At 71.5% G+C, this 15890-nt stretch carries 14 protein-coding genes; 9 read left to right on the top strand and 5 right to left on the bottom strand.

Features of this window, described 5'->3' with window-relative positions:
- The first annotated feature begins 5 nt into the window (after window positions 1-5).
- From nuoL to ACPPVS_RS15175, 6 genes are all read left to right on the top strand, one after another.
- Window positions 6-1997 carry an NADH-quinone oxidoreductase subunit L gene (gene nuoL / locus ACPPVS_RS15200; RefSeq protein ID WP_426593071.1) on the top strand — a complete coding sequence of 664 codons (1992 nt, stop codon included), beginning with the start codon at window positions 6-8 and terminating at the stop codon, window positions 1995-1997.
- 14 nt (window positions 1998-2011) lie between these two features.
- Window positions 2012-3541 (top strand): NADH-quinone oxidoreductase subunit M, encoded by a 1530-nt coding sequence (locus ACPPVS_RS15195; protein ID WP_426595995.1) that lies wholly within the window; start codon window positions 2012-2014, stop codon window positions 3539-3541.
- Window positions 3541-5256: an NADH-quinone oxidoreductase subunit NuoN gene (gene nuoN, locus ACPPVS_RS15190; RefSeq protein ID WP_426593070.1), complete on the top strand. Its 1716-nt coding sequence runs from the start codon at window positions 3541-3543 to the stop codon at window positions 5254-5256. Before ACPPVS_RS15195 ends, nuoN begins: the two co-directional genes overlap by 1 nt.
- A gap of 52 nt (window positions 5257-5308) precedes the next feature.
- Window positions 5309-6307: a polyprenyl synthetase family protein gene (locus tag ACPPVS_RS15185; protein ID WP_426595994.1), complete on the top strand. Its 999-nt coding sequence runs from the start codon at window positions 5309-5311 to the stop codon at window positions 6305-6307.
- Between the two features lie 69 nt (window positions 6308-6376).
- Window positions 6377-7834: an RDD family protein gene (locus ACPPVS_RS15180; protein WP_426593069.1), complete on the top strand. Its 1458-nt coding sequence runs from the start codon at window positions 6377-6379 to the stop codon at window positions 7832-7834.
- Between the two features lie 161 nt (window positions 7835-7995).
- Window positions 7996-8739 carry a PP2C family protein-serine/threonine phosphatase gene (locus ACPPVS_RS15175; RefSeq protein ID WP_426593068.1) on the top strand — a complete coding sequence of 248 codons (744 nt, stop codon included), beginning with the start codon at window positions 7996-7998 and terminating at the stop codon, window positions 8737-8739.
- Here ACPPVS_RS15175 and rarD read toward each other — a convergent pair.
- Window positions 8717-9664, bottom strand: coding sequence for an EamA family transporter RarD (gene rarD / locus ACPPVS_RS15170; RefSeq protein ID WP_426593067.1), 948 nt, complete (start codon window positions 9662-9664; stop codon window positions 8717-8719). The genes ACPPVS_RS15175 and rarD overlap by 23 nt on opposite strands.
- 177 nt (window positions 9665-9841) lie before the next feature.
- On the opposite strand from rarD, the gene ACPPVS_RS15165 reads away from it, so the two are divergent.
- Entirely contained in the window at window positions 9842-11221 is a 1380-nt protein-coding gene (locus ACPPVS_RS15165; protein ID WP_426593066.1) for an FAD-dependent oxidoreductase, read from the top strand.
- Window positions 11222-11223: 2 nt separating this feature from the next.
- Here the strand turns inward: ACPPVS_RS15165 and ACPPVS_RS15160 are convergent, their stop codons facing one another.
- From ACPPVS_RS15160 to ACPPVS_RS15150, 3 genes are read right to left on the bottom strand one after another with little or no spacing between them, the layout of a single operon-like run.
- On the bottom strand, window positions 11224-11994 hold the full coding sequence (locus tag ACPPVS_RS15160; RefSeq protein WP_426593065.1) for an amino acid ABC transporter ATP-binding protein: 771 nt from the start codon (window positions 11992-11994) through the stop codon (window positions 11224-11226).
- Window positions 11991-12869 (bottom strand): ABC transporter permease subunit, encoded by an 879-nt coding sequence (locus ACPPVS_RS15155; RefSeq protein WP_426593064.1) that lies wholly within the window; start codon window positions 12867-12869, stop codon window positions 11991-11993. The genes ACPPVS_RS15160 and ACPPVS_RS15155 overlap by 4 nt, the downstream gene beginning before the upstream one ends.
- Window positions 12866-13708 carry an ABC transporter substrate-binding protein gene (locus ACPPVS_RS15150; protein WP_426593063.1) on the bottom strand — a complete coding sequence of 281 codons (843 nt, stop codon included), beginning with the start codon at window positions 13706-13708 and terminating at the stop codon, window positions 12866-12868. The genes ACPPVS_RS15155 and ACPPVS_RS15150 overlap by 4 nt, the downstream gene beginning before the upstream one ends.
- A gap of 100 nt (window positions 13709-13808) precedes the next feature.
- Between ACPPVS_RS15150 and htpX the strand changes: the two genes are divergently transcribed.
- Together htpX and ACPPVS_RS15140 are read left to right on the top strand one after the other, a co-directional pair.
- The gene (gene htpX / locus ACPPVS_RS15145; protein ID WP_426593062.1) at window positions 13809-14693 is read left to right on the top strand and encodes a zinc metalloprotease HtpX; all 885 of its coding nucleotides are present in this window, start codon (window positions 13809-13811) and stop codon (window positions 14691-14693) included.
- Window positions 14694-14757: 64 nt separating this feature from the next.
- Window positions 14758-15183 (top strand): DUF6941 family protein, encoded by a 426-nt coding sequence (locus ACPPVS_RS15140; protein WP_426593061.1) that lies wholly within the window; start codon window positions 14758-14760, stop codon window positions 15181-15183.
- A gap of 101 nt (window positions 15184-15284) precedes the next feature.
- On the opposite strand, the gene ACPPVS_RS15135 is transcribed toward ACPPVS_RS15140, so the two are convergent.
- On the bottom strand, window positions 15285-15788 hold the full coding sequence (locus ACPPVS_RS15135) for a YajQ family cyclic di-GMP-binding protein (protein ID WP_426593060.1): 504 nt from the start codon (window positions 15786-15788) through the stop codon (window positions 15285-15287).
- Between the last annotated feature and the right edge of the window lie 102 nt (window positions 15789-15890).

Here is a 15890-nt window from a genome sequence, read left to right as displayed (position 1 = left end):
GGGACGTGCACACCCTGACAGCCCTGGTGGCGAGCCTGCCATCAGACACGACGATCGGTCCGGCGACCGATACCGTCTCGGCGGGCATCCTGCTGGTCGCGCCGCTGCTGATCGGCATCCCGCTGGCCGGCGCGGCGGTGCTGCTGCTGCTCGGGCGCCGCAGCGACCGCTGGGGCCACTGGCTCGGCGTCCTGGCGTCGTCGGCAGCGTTCGTCGTGGGCGCGATCGTCTTCGTCAAGATGCTCCAGCGCTCCGAGGGGTCGCGCGTCTTCGACGTCAACCTGACGCACGGCTGGATCGAGGCCGGCTCGTTCCACCTGGACGCCGGGATGCGCCTCGACCCGCTGTCGATGACCTTCGTGCTCCTGGTGACGTTCGTCGGCACGCTGATCCACATCTACGCCGTCGCGTACATGGAGCACGACGCGGACCGTCGCCGGTTCTTCGCGTACCTCAACCTGTTCATCGCCGCGATGCTCACGCTCGTGCTGGCCAACAGCTACCTGCTGCTGTTCTTCGGCTGGGAGGGCGTCGGCCTGGCGTCGTACCTGCTGATCGGCTTCTGGAACCACCGGCTGGACTACGCGGTGGCGGCCAAGAAGGCGTTCATCGCCAACCGCATCGGCGACCTCGGGCTCATCATCGCGATGGGCCTCATGTTTGCCACGTTCGGCAGCGTCAGCTTCGACAGCGTGCTGCACGGGATCGCGCCGGGCACCAGCCAAGCGGCGCTGAACGGCATCGCGATCATGCTGCTGCTGGCCGCCTGCGGAAAGTCCGCGCAGTTCCCGCTGCAGTCCTGGCTCGGCGACGCGATGGCGGGCCCGACACCCGTCTCCGCGCTCATCCACGCCGCCACCATGGTCACCGCGGGCGTCTACCTCATCGTGCGGTCCGCGCCGCTGTTCAACGCGGCACCCGACGCCCAGCTGGTCGTGGTCTGCGTCGGCGCCGTCACGCTGGTCTTCGGGGCGATCGTCGGCTGCGCGAAGGACGACATCAAGAAGGCCCTGGCCGCCTCGACGATGTCCCAGATCGGCTACATGGTCCTGGCGGCCGGCCTCGGCCCCGTGGGCTACGCGTTCGCGATCTTCCACCTGCTGACGCACGGCTTCTTCAAGGCCGGCATGTTCCTCGGGGCCGGTTCCGTGATGCACGGGATGGACGACCAGGTGAACATGCGCCACTTCGGCGGCCTGGCGCGGTACATGAAGATCACCTACATCACGTTCGGGTGCGGCTGGCTGGCGATCATGGGCGTCCCGCCGTTCTCCGGCTTCTTCAGCAAGGACCACATCATCGAGGCGGCCTTCGTCCCGGTGGAGGGTGCGCCCTGGCGGGCCTGGGTGTTCGGGTCCGTCGCGCTCCTGGGCGCGGCCATCACCGCCTTCTACATGTCCCGCCTGTTCTTCATGACCTTCGAGGGCGAGAAGCGCTGGTCGGACAAGACCGACGGCAGCCACCAGCACCCGCACGAGTCCCCGAGGCTCATGACCTGGCCCATGATCGTGCTGGCGGTCGGGTCGTTCGGGCTCGGCTGGTACCTCAACGCGGGCAGCAAGTTCGTCGACTGGCTGACCCCGGTGCTGGGCACGCCGGTCGAGGACGACCCGGTCGTCTCGGCACTCGTCCTGAAGATCGTGACCCTCGCGCTCGTCGCGGTCGGCATCGCGATCGCGTACCGGCGCTACGTCTCCTCGCACGTCCCCGTCATCCCGCCGGTCGGCACCTCGCTGACCCGCGCGGCCCGCGTCGACCTCTACCAGGACGCCGTCAACGACGTCCTGCTGGTCGAGCCGGGCCAGGCCCTGACCCGCTCGCTCGTGTACGTCGACCGCACCGCGATCGACGGGACCGTCACCAGCGTCGGCCGGCTCACCGTCGGCCTGGGCGCGATCGCCCGACGGGTCCAGACCGGCTACGTGCGGTCCTACGCCGCATCGATGCTGCTCGGGCTCGTCGTCCTCGTCGTCGTCGTCCTGGTCATCCAGATCTGATGGAGCTCACACCGATGTCGTCCTCCTTCCCCTGGCTGACCGTCCTGGTCGCGGTGCCGGTGCTCGGCGCCGTGCTGCTCTGGGCGCTCCCCGCCGGTCTCCGCAAGCACACCCGGTCCGTCGCGCTCGCGGTGTCGTTGGTCGTGCTCGCCCTCGGCGTCGGCGCGCTGCTCGCGTTCGACACCAACGCCTCGCAGACCGTCCAGCTGTACGAGCAGCACGCGTGGATCCCGGCGATCGGCGCCTCGTACGCGGTCGGCGTCAACGGCGTCGGGCTCTCGCTCGTGCTCATGTCGCTCGTGCTGGTGCCGCTCGTGGTGCTCGCCGCATGGCGCGAGCAGGGCTCGGACACCGTCCCGACCGACCGGCTGCGCCGCTACCTCGCGCTGGTGCTGCTGCTCGAGGCGTTCATCATCGCGGTGTTCTCGGCGCGCGACGTGTTCCTCTTCTACGTCCTGTTCGAGGCCATGCTCATCCCGGTCTACTTCATGATCGGCATGTTCGGCGGGGCGCAGCGGCGGTACGCGGCGGTCAAGTTCCTGCTCTACTCGCTCGGCGGCGGCCTGATCATGCTGGTCGCGGTGATCGCGCTGTACCTGCAGGGCAAGGGGGGACCGCAGGGCTTCCTGACGGCCAACCTGACCGGTCTGGACATGCCGCAGAACACGGAACGGCTGCTGTTCCTGGCGTTCTTCCTGGCGTTCGCCATCAAGGCCCCGATGTTCCCCGTGCACACGTGGCTGCCCGACGCGGCGCAGCAGGCGACCCCCGGCACGTCCACTCTGCTGGTCGGCGTGCTGGACAAGGTGGGCACCTTCGGGATGCTGACCCTGTGCCTGCCGCTGTTCCCGGGCGCCTCGAGGTGGGCGGCGCCGGTGATCATCGTGCTGGCGCTGATCTCGATCCTGTACGGCGCGGCGCTGGCCATCGGCCAGAAGGACATCATGCGGTTGATCGCGTACACGTCGGTGTCGCACTTCGGCTTCATCGTGCTCGGCATCTTCGCGTTCACGTCCACGTCGATCGCCGGCTCGTCGCTCTACATGGTCAACCACGGGCTCTCGACCGGGGCCATGTTCCTGCTGGCCGGGTTCCTGGTAGCGCGCCGGGGGTCCCAGGAGATCTCGGCGTTCGGGGGGCTGCAGAAGATCGTCCCGGTCATGGCCGGCTACTTCCTGGTCGCCGGGCTGTCGGTCCTGTCGCTGCCGGGTCTGTCGACGTTCATCAGCGAGTTCCTGGTCATCGTCGGAACCTTCGCCCGGCACCCCGCCGCGGCGATCGTCTCGACGCTCGGGGTCGTGCTCGCCGCGATCTACATCCTGTGGCTCTACCAGCGGATGTTCACCGGACCCGCACCGGCCGACATGCAGGCCATCCCGGAGATGCGCACCCGTGAGCGGTGGGCGGTCGCGCCCCTGCTCGCGCTCATGCTGATCTTCGGCTTCGTGCCGCGACCGGCGCTCGACCTGGTGAGCCCGCCGGCGACCGTCACCCTCCAGCAGGTCGGCGTCACCGATCTGCCTGCCGAGAAGGGGAGCAACTGATGTTCACCGCACCCACGATCGACTGGGGCGCCCTGAGCCCCATCATCATCGTGCTCGGCGCCGCGATCATCGGCGTCCTCGTCGAGGCGTTCGCACCCGCCAGGGCCCGCCGTCCCGCGCAGCTGGTGCTCGCGATCGGAGCGATGGTCGGCGTGCTCGTCGCCGTGGCCCTCCTGTGGTCCGGTGTGAAGAAGCACGGCGGCACGACGGTCCTCGGCGGCTCCCTGCTGGTCGACGGACCGACCCTGGTCCTGTGGGCCACGATCGGGGTGCTCGCCCTGGTCTCGCTGCTGATCATCGCCGACCGCACGGAGACCGGCGAGGACGCGTTCGCGCCCAACGCCGCGGCTGTCCCGGGCTCGGACTACGAGGAGGTCGCCCGACGCAAGGGCGTCCGCCAGACCGAGATCTACCCGCTGGTGCTCTTCGCCACCGGCGGCATGCTGATCTTCCCGGCGGCCGGCGACCTGCTGACGCTCTTCGTCGCGCTCGAGGTCCTCTCGCTGCCGCTCTACCTGCTGGTGGGCATGGCGCGTCGGCGTCGCCTGCTCTCGCAGGAGGCGTCGATGAAGTACTTCCTGCTGGGGGCGTTCGCGTCCGCGCTGTTCCTGTTCGGCATCGCGCTGATCTACGGGTACAGCGGCTCCCTGCGCTACTCGGACATCGCCACGGCGACGGGCACGCCGAACGGGATGGAAGGACTGCTGCTCGTCGGCGCGGTCCTGATCCTGTCGGGCCTGCTGTTCAAGGTCGGTGCCGTGCCGTTCCACACGTGGACGCCTGACGTCTACCAGGGCGCCCCGACGCCGATCACCGGCTACATGGCCGCCTGCACCAAGGTCGCCGCCTTCGGCGCGCTGCTGCGGATCGTCTACACGGTGTTCCCCGGCCTGAGCTGGGACCTCGGCGTGGTCCTGTGGACTGTGGCGATCCTGACGATGGTCGTCGGCACCACGGGCGCTCTCGTGCAGAACGACATGAAGCGCATCCTCGGGTACTCCTCGGTCGCGCACGCCGGGTTCATCCTGGTCGGCATCATCGCGCTCAACCAGGCCGGCATCACCGCGGTGCTGTTCTACCTGCTGGTCTACGGCGCGGCGACGGTCGGCGCGTTCGGCATCGTCTGGCTGGTGCGCGAACGGACGGGTCAGACTGCCGACGGCACGCCGGGCCCGATCCTCGGCGAGGCCACGCACCTGTCGCAGTGGGCCGGCCTGGGTCGGACCAACCCCGTGCTCGCCGTGACGTTCTCGCTGTTCCTGCTCTCGTTCGCGGGCATCCCCCTGACCGCAGGCTTCATCGGGAAGTTCGGCGTGTTCTCGGCCGCGGTCGACGGCGGCGCCTGGCCGCTGGCGCTCATCGGCGTGCTCGCCTCGTCGGCGGCGGCGTTCTTCTACGTGCGGATCATCGTGCTGATGTTCTTCACCAGCCCGCCCGGCGCCCCCGAGGAGGTGGCCCCGGCCGACGTCTACGCCGCCTCGGGCGCCGTGCCCATCGAGGCGGTCCTCGGCTCTCCGTCCGTGTCGGCCGTCGCCGTCGAGACCCCGCCGTCGACGGAGGTGGAGGCGCGCTCGACGATCTCCACCACCGTGGTCAGGACCGAGGGCCTCGCCGTGGCGGCGATCGCGATCTGCGCGCTGCTCACCGTCCTGCTCGGCGTCGCGCCCTCCCCGGTCATCGAGGCGATCCAGAGCGTGGCGTCGTTCCTGCCGTGAGCCCGTGTCCTGCATCGGGGCGTCGGGAAGATAGGTTCGTGCCGTGACCACCATGACGGCCTTCCCGCTGGCCGATGCCGCCCTGGGCGAGCGCCTGTCCGCGCGGCTGGAGATCGTCGAGGAACGGCTCCGGGACGCCGTCACCAACGTCGACCCCCTGGCCGACGACGCGTCGCGCCACCTGGTCAACGCCGGCGGCAAGCGGCTGCGGCCGTTGCTGACGCTGCTCGCCGCCGAGCTGGGTGACGGCTCGCGGCTCGAGGTGATCGACGCGGCCGTCGTGGTCGAGCTGACGCACCTCGCGACGCTGTACCACGACGACGTCATGGACTCGGCGCCGCTGCGCCGCGGTGCGCCGGCCGCGCACGAGGTCTGGGGCAACTCGGTGGCGATCCTCACGGGGGACCTGCTGTTCGCGCGCGCGTCGGCGACGGTCGCGGGTCTGGGCCCGGAAGCGGTCCGGATCCAGGCGGCGACGTTCGAGCGGCTCTGTCTGGGTCAGCTGCACGAGACCGTGGGCCCCAGGCCCGACGACGACCACGTCGCGCACTACCTGCAGGTGCTCGCCGACAAGACGGCCTCGCTCATCGCGACGTCGGCCAGGTTCGGCGCGATGTTCGCCGGCTGCCCGCCGGACGTCGTGGCCATCGTGTCCGCGTTCGGCGAGAAGATCGGCGTCGCGTTCCAGCTGGCCGACGACGTCATCGACCTGACGTCCGACGGCGCGACCACCGGCAAGACCCCCGGCACCGACCTGCGCGAGCGCGTACCCACGATGCCCGCGCTGCTGCTGCGTGCCCGCGCAGAGTCGCCGACCGCCACGGAGCGGGACCACGAGGTGCTCGCCCTGCTCGACTCGGACCTCACCGACGACGACGCGCTCGCTCGCGCGGTGGCGGCGCTCCGGACGCACCCGGTGGTCGACGAGACGCGCGAGCGCGCGGTCACGCTGGCCCGGTCCGCGGTGCTCGAGCTGGAGCCCCTCGACGACGGACCGGTCAAGGACGCCCTGGTCTCGTTCGCGGACGCCCTGGTCGACCGCGCGTCCTGATCCGTCCGGCGCACGTTCTGGCACCATGTGGCAGCGGCCCGTCTAGCGGCCGACTGCGGGAGGTCCGACGTGAGCGCACCGTGCGGGGTCTGCGGCGAGCCGCTCGTGCCCGGTGCCCGACGTTGCGCGGCCTGCGGTGCGCCCCCGGTCGCGACCGCCCGCCGGCCCGTGCTCGACGCGGTCGCGGAGGTCACACCGCAGACCGTCGCACCCGTGGGGCTGCGCCTGGTGGCGTTCACCGTCGACGTGCTCGTGCTCGTGCTCGCGGTGGGCGTCGGTTACGCGATCGCCGAGGCCGGCGGCGGGTCGAGGGGCGCAGACGGCTCGTGGGACGCCGTCGCCGGCGCCGTCCCGGGGCTGTTGGTCGTCGCGGCGCTGACGCAGTGGCTCGTGGAGGCGCGGACCGGCGCGACGGTCGGCAACGCGCTGACCGGCATCCGGACGGTCGGGTCGCGGACGCACCGGCCCGCGGGTCTGGTCGCGATCGCCGTGCGCGTCCTGGTCGAGGTCGCGGGCGCCCTCGTGGCGCTCGTCGGCGCGTGGGTGGTCGTCGCCTCGGGCGCCTGGGACCGCGCGACGGCGCGACGCGGGTGGCACGACAAGGCGGCCGGGACGCTGGTGCTGCGTGCGCGGTCCGTGCGCGAGGCCGGTGTCGAGGGTCCGGGAACCGCCCCCGCCGTCGCGCGGGCGCTGGGACCACAGCCCGTGCTGGGCCTCGTGCCGCCGGCCCCTGGCGTGATCGGCGCTCCGCGCCCGGCCCCGGCGACCGTCGGCCCGATCATCGCCACGGCCCCCGGACTGATCCGACCCGCGCCGTGGAAGCCGATCACCACCTCGACCGGGGCCGAGCGGCTGGAGGTCATCACGGGGCCGCCGGGGCCGCGCGCCGCGAAGGTGGTGCCGCCGGCGGCCGAGGTCCGGCTCATCGACGTGCCCAACAGGCTCGTGTCCGGGTTGCCGAGCCCCGCGGTGCCCGCCCCGGTCATCGGCTCGCCGCTCACCGAGGCGATCTCGATCGGCGCACGGCCCCCGCGCCGCACTCCGCGTCTGCCGCGCATCGGTGCCCGCTCGAAGCGTCGTCCGGACGGGCTGGCCGAGCCCGAGACGCGGCCCGCCGACCCGGGCCTGCCCGAGCTGGAGCACGCCCGGCTGCGCCCGGACGAGCCCCCGGCCCGGGTGAGCGCGCCCGGGCTCGTGCTGCTGTTCGACACCGGTCTGCGCCTCGAGGTCGAGGGCGACGGGCTCGTCGGGCGCGCACCCGACGACGAACCGGGTCTGGCCCACCTCGTCGCGCTCGACGATCCCGACGGGTCGATCTCCCGCGTGCACCTGGCGTTCGGTCCCGAGCGGCGGGGCAACCGGCTGTGGATCGTCGACCGCGGCTCGACCAACGGCACCGTGCTCGTGCGGCCCGACGGGTCCGAGCTGTCGCTCGCCCCCGGCAAGCGGGCCCGGGTCGAGGCGGGCTGGACCGTCCGGTTCGGTCGTCGGGCCCTCGAGGTCCGCAGCCGCTCCGAGCTGGACTGACGCCGGAAGGGGCGACGTCGGTTGCCCCGGTGCACCGACGCTGGCGCCGTCGTTATGCTGGCCGACGATCGTGCGCAAGGTCGAGGTGCGGCCGGGCGCGGGGACCGCACACGGGACGAGGACGCCATGGCACGCGTGACCGCGCCGCTCGCCGGGACCTCGTGAACGACCGCCGGGTCCGCCTGAAGGTCGGCGTCGCGACCGCACGCGCGGAGCGTCCGCGCAACGAGGACAGCGTCTGGACGCAGGACGGGGCGTTCCTCGTCGCGGACGGCATGGGTGGGCACGACCGGGGCGAGGTGGCCAGCCGGACGGCGATCGACGTGCTGAGCGAGCTGGCCGTCGGCGCGCCTACCCTCGACGACGCGCGGGCGGTGGTCCGTGAGGCGCACGCCGCGGTCCGGGCGCTGCCCAAGGGCACGGGTCGGCGGCCGGGCACGACCGCGACGGGTGTGGTGCTGACCGAGCACGACGACGTGCCGTGCTGGCTGGTGGTCAACGTGGGCGACTCGCGGACGTACCGGATGGCCGGCGCGGTGCTCGAGCAGGTCACGCACGACCACTCGGAGGTCGCGGAGCTCGTCGCGGCGGGCGTGATCCCGGCCGAGGACGCCGCTCGGCACCCCAGGCGCAACGTGGTCACGCGGGCGCTCGGCGGCTGGTCGCAGGACGTCGAGCCGGACGTGTGGCTGTTGCCCGTGAGCCCCGGGGACCGCATGCTCGTGTGCTCGGACGGCCTGACCGACCCGCTGTCGGACGCCCGGATCGAGGCCGAGCTGCGCGCCCACGACGACCCTCAGGAGGCGGCCGACCGCCTGGTCGCCGCGGCGCTCGCGGCCGGCGGCCGGGACAACGTCACGGTGGTCGTCGTGGACGCGGCACTCACGCCAGGGCGCGCTCGGTGAGTCGGCGTCCCAGCCGGTCGGCCCGGCCGGCGCGCAGGCCGTCGACGGTCAGCAGGACGATCGCGACCCAGACGAGCGCGAAGCCCCACCAGCGCGCGAGCGGCATGTCCTCGTGCAGGACGACGACCCCGATGAGGAACTGCAGCATCGGCGTGATGTATTGCAGCAACCCCACCATGCTCAGCGGCAGCCGCCGGGCGGCGGAACCGAAGAGCAGCAACGGCACGGCGGTCACGACCCCGGCCGACGCCACCACCAGCGCGTGCCCGGGTCCCTGCGCGGCGAACGTGCCGTCGCCCGTGGTGCCCAGCCAGAGCAGGTAGCCGAGGGCCAGCGGCGCGAGCACGAGCGTCTCGACGGCCAGGCCCGGGATCGCCTCGACGGTGCGCCCGACGCGGTTCTTGATCAGGCCGTAGGTTCCGAAGCTGGCCGCCAGCACCAGCGCGATCCAGGGCAGCCGGCCGTACCCGACGGTGATGACGACCACCGCCAGCGCCCCGAACGCCAGCGCGACCAGCTGCAGCGGACGAAGGCGCTCCCGCAGGACGACGACGGCGAGCGTGACGGTGAACAGCGGGTTGATGAAGTACCCGAGCGCGTCGTCGACCACCCGGTCCGCCTGGATCCCGTACACGAACGTGATCCAGTTGATCGCCAGCAGGACGGCCGCCAGGGCGAGGAGGCCCAGGATGCGTCGCGTCCGCAGCACCCGGCCGAACGCCGCCCAGCCGTGGGTAGCGGACAGCAGGAGGCAGCAGAACAGCAGCGACCAGACGACCCGGTGCGCGACGATCTCGACGGGTGTCGCCGGGGCCAGCAGGGGGAAGTAGAGCGGCAGCACACCCCACAGCACGTAGGCGCCGACGCCGGCCGCCAGGCCTCGGCCGTCGAGGGAGCCAGGAGGGCGGTGCGGGGCTTCAGACACCCGTTCACCCTAGGTGGTCGTCGCGACACGCCGTCTCACGCCTGTCCGCATTCTGGCGGGGACCTGAGGGGGACCTCACCGTCCGTCCTACACTGGTCCCCGCACAGCCCCGCAGCTGCCGTTCGTCGTGCACGCTGGACTGTCTCGGCTCCCCAAGATCGGAAGGCAAGCGCACCCGTGAGCACTCTGCGAGTGGCCATCGTCGGCGCAGGACCGGCCGGCATCTACGCCGCCGACATCCTGTCGAAGACGGACCTCGACGTCAGCATCGACCTGTTCGAGCGCCTGCCCGCGCCGTTCGGTCTGGTCCGCTACGGCGTCGCGCCCGACCACCCCCGCATCAAGCAGATCATCGTGGCGCTGCAGAACGTGCTGGGCCGCGGCGACATCCGCCTGCTGGCCAACGTGGACTACGGCACGGACCTCAAGCTCGACGACCTGCGCCAGTTCTACGACGCCGTCATCTTCTCCACGGGCTCGATCCGCGACGCCGCCCTGCCGGTGCCGGGCATCGACCTCGACGGCTCCTACGGTGCCGCGGACTTCGTGTCCTGGTACGACGGCCACCCGGACGTCCCGCGCACCTGGCCGCTGGCCGCGCAGCACGTCGCCGTCCTGGGCGCCGGGAACGTGGCGCTCGACGTGGCCCGCATCCTGGCCAAGCACGCGGACGACCTGCTGCCCACCGAGCTGCCCGCCAACGTCTACGAGCTCCTCAAGGCGTCGCCCGTGACCGACGTGCACGTCTTCGCGCGCCGCGGCCCGGCCCAGGTCAAGTTCTCCCCGCTGGAGCTGCGCGAGCTCGGCCACGTGCCGGACGTCGACGTCATCGTCTACCCCGAGGACTTCGACTTCGACGAGGGATCGATGGCCGCCATCCACTCCTCGAACCAGACCAAGCAGGTGGTCAAGACCCTGACCGACTGGACGTTGAAGGAGCCGGAGGAGAACACGGCGAGCCGCCGCATCCACCTGCACTTCCTGCACAAGCCGGTCGAGATCCTCGGCGCGGACGGCCGCGTGGTCGGCATCCGCACCGAGCGCACCGCGCTGAACGGCGACGGCTTCGTCACCGGCACGGGGCAGACGCACGACTGGCCCGTCGAGGCCGTGTACCGGGCGGTCGGCTACTTCGGCTCGCCGCTGGTGGACATCCCGTTCGACGACGTCGCCGGCGTGATCCCCAACCGCGAGGGTCGCGTGGTCGACGTCGACGGCGAGCACCTCCGGGGCGTCTACGCGACGGGCTGGATCAAGCGCGGTCCCGTCGGGCTCATCGGGCACACGAAGTCGGACGCGTCGGAGACCATCCGGCACCTCGGCGAGGACGTCGCTGAGGGCGGCGAAGCCTTCTACACGGCCACCGACCGCGACCCGTCGGCCGTCGTCGAGTTCCTCACGAGCCGCAGCGTCGACGTCATCCAGTGGTCGGGCTGGGAGCTCCTCGACGCGTACGAGCGCTCGCTGGGCGAGCCGCACGGGCGTGAGCGCATCAAGGTCGTGCCGCGCGACCACATGGTCGCCGTCTCCTTGGGCCAGCAGGTCCCGCAGGACTGATCTCAGCCGGTGATCCGCCGGAGGAACTCGCGTGTGCGGTCCTCCTGCGGCTCGCCGAGCACCTGCGCGGGGGTGCCGCGCTCGTGGATCCTGCCCTCGTGCAGGAAGCACACCTCGTCGGCGACCTCACGCGCGAAGTCCATCTCGTGCGTCGCGACCACCATCGTCAGCCCGGTCTGCTTGAGCTCGGCGAGCAACGCGAGGACCTCGCCGACGAGCTCCGGGTCGAGCGCGCTGGTCACCTCGTCGAGCAGCATCACGGCGGGCTTGCCGACCAGGGCGCGGGCGATGGCGACGCGCTGCTGCTGGCCGCCGGAGAGCTCGTCGGGGAACGCCCTGGCCTTGTCGGCCAGCCCGACGCGGTCCAGGACGGCCATCGCCTCCTCCTCGGCGGCCTTGCGGCCGATCCTGTGCACGAGCCGCGGAGCCAGCGTGACGTTGTCCAGGACGTTCTGGTGCGGGAACAGGTTGTAGGCCTGGAACACCATCCCGATGCGCGCACGGACCGCGTTGGCGTCCAGCCGCGGGTCGGTGATGTCCCGGCCCTCCAGCTCGATGTCCCCGTCGTCGATGTCCTCGAGCAGGTCGATGCAGCGCAGCAGCGTGGACTTGCCCGAGCCGGAGGCGCCGATCAGCACGACGACGCGGTGAGCCTCGACGTCGAGCGAGAGGTCGTCCAGCACGAGGTGGTCGCCGAACGACTTGCGCACGTTCCGGATCGAGAGCAGCGGGCCGTCCGGGCGCGCCGGCGGCAGGTCGCGCCGGGGGTTCACCGCAGCGCCCCGCTGCCCGCGATCGTGCTCTGTGCGCCGATCCAGCCCGAGCGCCGCGCCAGGGCGTCGGTGGCGCGCGTGAGCGGGAACGTCAGGAGCACGAACAGGACACCGGCCACGACGTAGGGCGTGAAGTTGGCGTACTTCGCGGTCTCGATCTGGGCGGCCCGGACGGCGTCGATCGCGCCGAGGATCGAGATGAGGCCGGAGTCCTTGGACAGGGAGACGAGGTCGTTGAGCAGCGGCGGGATCACGTTCCGCACGGCCTGCGGCAGGACGACGTGGCGCAGCGACTGGCCGTGCGTCAGGCCGAGCGAGCGCGCGGCCGCCACCTGCGACGGGTGCACCGACTCGATCCCGGCCCGGAAGACCTCGGCCACGTACGCCGAGTAGGTGAGCACGAGCGCCAGGCCGCCGAGCCAGACCGCCGACGTCGGGATGCCCTGCAGGCGCAGTCCGGGCAGCCCGAAGCCGACGAGCAGCATCACGAGGATGAGCGGGAGCCCCCGGAAGATGTCGACGTAGGCCGACGAGAGAGCCCGCAGCGGGAAGAACGCCGGGCCGCGCAGGGTGCGCATGAGCGCGAGCGCCATGGCGACGACGACGATGACCACCGCGCTGCACGCCATCACCCGGATGTTCAGCCAGAGGCCCTGCAGGATCGCGGGGAACGACGCCTGAGCGACGTCCCAGTCGAAGAACGACGCCTTGACGCGTGGCCAGCCCGGGGACGAGACGAGCGCGAGCCAGGCCACCGCGACCAGTGCGACCGTCGAGACGACCGCGACGCCTGCCGAGCGGCGCGTCCGGGTGCGTCGGTAGGCGTCCCGCTCCTGTTGGCGCGCCGAGGGCACCCAACCGGTGGCCGTGGTCACTTCAGGACCGGGGCACCCGCGGCGTCGGTCAGCCACGTGGCCTCGAGGTCGGCGAGCGTGCCCTTGCTGCGCAGCGCGTCGACCGCGGCCGTGACTGCCGGCGTCAGGGAGCTGCCCTTGTCGAGCACGATGCCGAACTCGTCGCCCCCGGCGCTGTCCGGGAGCTGGCCGAGCACGATCCCGCCGTCGAGCTCGGCCGCCGTGATGTAGAGGGCGGTCGGCAGGTCCACGACGATCGCGTCCACGAGGCCGGAGGTCAGCGCCTGCTTGACCTGGTCGTTGTCGTTGAACACCTGGACCGGTGTGGACGGGTCGATCGAGTCCTGCGCCGACGTCAGGCTCGTGGTGCCGACCATCGCGCCGATCCGCAGCGGCTTGAGCTTCGCCAGAGAGTCGGCTCCCTCGGCCGCCGCGCCCTTCAGCGTCACCACCGCCTGCGCGGTCTGGTAGTACGGCGACGAGAAGTCGAGGCTCGCCTTGCGCTCCTCGCTGATGGAGACCTGGTTGAGCGCGATGTCGAAGTCCTTGGCGCCCGGCGCGATGATCTGGTCGAAGCTGTCGGTCACCCACGCCACGTGGTCCTTGTCGAACCCGAGCTGTTCGGCGACCGCGTAGGCCACCGCGGACTCGAACCCCTTGCCGGTCGACGGGTCGTTGTCGACCACCCACGGGCTGTACGCCGGATCGGAGGTCGCGACGGTCAGGACGCCGTCCTTGAGCGTCGAGAGCGAGCCGTCGCTCGCGCTCGGGGCGGTGCCCGTCGAGTCGTCGGTGGGTGCGCAGGCCGCCAACGCCAGCGCGACGAGGGCGGCCAGGGTGGACCAACGGGTGAGTCGCACGGCGTTCTCCAGTGTGTCAGGGGGGACGTGGGGCCAGGATACGAGGGAACCTGCACGCGTCCGCGCACGTTTCAGGGGGTGCAGACGAGAAAGGGAGACGATGGGCCACCAGCACTTCAACGGGTTGAAGACCGCGGCGCTGTTCGGCGCGATGTGGGCGATCCTGCTGGGGGTCGGCTGGCTGCTCGGCGGCGGGACGCCCAAGTTCCTCGTCTTCTTCACGGCGCTCGGCCTCGTCATGACGGCCTACAGCTACTGGAACTCGGACAAGATCGCGATCCGGGCCATGCGGGCGCGGCCGGTCAGCGAGCTCGAGGCGCCTGCGATGTATCGCATCGTCCGCGAGCTCTCGACGCAGGCCCGCCAGCCCATGCCGCGCCTGTACATCTCGCCGACCGCCGCGCCGAACGCCTTCGCCACCGGACGCAACCCGGCGAACGCGGCGGTCTGCTGCACGGAGGGAATCCTCGGGCTGCTGGACGAGCGCGAGCTGCGCGGCGTCCTCGGGCACGAGCTCATGCACGTCTACAACCGGGACATCCTCACGTCGTCCGTCGCCGCGGCCGTCGCCGGCGTGATCACGTCGCTCGCGCAGTTCGCGCTGTTCTTCGGCGGGGGTGGCAACGACCGCGACCGCAGCAACCCGCTGGCCGGCCTGCTGCTCGCGTTCCTCGCCCCGGTCGCCGCGACGCTGGTCCAGCTGGCCATCAGCCGGACGCGCGAGTACGACGCCGACGAGGACGGCGCGACGCTGACCGGCGACCCGCTCGCCCTGGCCTCCGCGCTGCGCAAGCTCGAGAGCGGCACCCAGGCCCGACCGTTGCCGCAGGACCGCGAGCTGGTCGACGTGTCGCACCTCATGATCGCCAACCCCTTCAAGGGCGCCGGCCTCGGGAAGTTCTTCGCCACCCACCCCCCGATGGCCGAGCGGATCGCGCGCCTGGAGAAGCAGGCGAACCAGCAGGGCGGCATCACCCGGTACTGAGCGTTCCCCGCTGTCCCGACGAGGAGAGTCCCATGCCCCGAACGTCCTGCACGGTCACGTTCCCATGAGGGCCACGCTGCTGCTCGCCGACGCCGCCAAGGTGTCGGACGGCAAGGTCGACGCCCTCGGCCTCGGCTGGTCCACGACCACCAGCCCGACCCCGCCGGCCGCGATCATCCTGCTGCTGCAGTTCGGCTGGGACGAGACCAACCAGCGCCGCGCGCTGGTTGTCGAGCTGCTCGACGCGGACGGCAAGCCGGTGCTGGTGAACGGTCCGAACGGCCTCGGTCCGCTGCGCATCGAGGGCAACGTCGAGGCCGGCCGCCCGTCCGGCGTCCCTGCCGGCACCCCGATCGACGTGCCCCTGGCGTTCGGCATCGGTCCGGGCCTGAACCTGACCGTCGGCCAGCGCTACGAGTGGCGCCTGTCGCTGGACAACGAGACGAGCGAGGGCTGGGAGGTCAGCTTCCTCATCCGTCCGCAGAGCTGATTTCGGCCCGTCGTGCCTCGTCCGGTCGCTCGAGAAGGCAGTTGTCGACGTCGCAGACCGACGTCGCGTCGATAACTGCCTTCTCGACGGCGCGGGGGACGTCAGCGGTAGTTGGTGAACTGCAGGTCGGCGTCGACGTCGGAGCCCTTGAGCAGCGCGATGACGGTCTGCAGGTCGTCGCGGCTCTTCCCCGTCACCCGCAGCTCGTCACCCTGGATCTGCGTCTTGATGCCCTTGGGGCCCTCGTCGCGCACGATCTTGGCCACCTTCTTGGCGGTCTCGCTGCTGAGCCCCTCCTTGATGAGGGCCTCGAGCCGGTACTCCTTGCCGGACGGCTTGGGCTCGGGGCCGTCCTCGCCGGTGTCCAGGGACTTCAACGAGATGCCGCGGCGGATGAGCTTGGTCTCGAAGACGTCGAGGACGGCCAGCACGCGCTCGGAGGAGTTGGCGATCATCAGGATCTTCTCGCCGCTCCACGCGATCGAGGCGCCGACGCCCTTGAAGTCGTACCGCTGGGCGATCTCCTTCGATGCCTGGTTCAGCGCGTTGTCCACCTCCTGGCGGTCGACCTTGCTGACGACGTCGAACGACGCTTCGCTCGCCATGACACTCCTCCTGCTCGGCTGGTCCCTGCCCACGGGCGACGGCAGCCGTTTGGCTAGCACTGCCCGGGAGTTGCTATCCTTCCACCCGCACGCTGCTCGCGC

This window comes from Cellulomonas sp. McL0617, assembly GCF_049994875.1.
GTDB lineage: Bacteria > Actinomycetota > Actinomycetes > Actinomycetales > Cellulomonadaceae > Cellulomonas.
The sequence above is the reverse complement of the archived record's forward strand: the minus strand, read 5'-3'. Positions and strand labels throughout refer to the sequence as shown.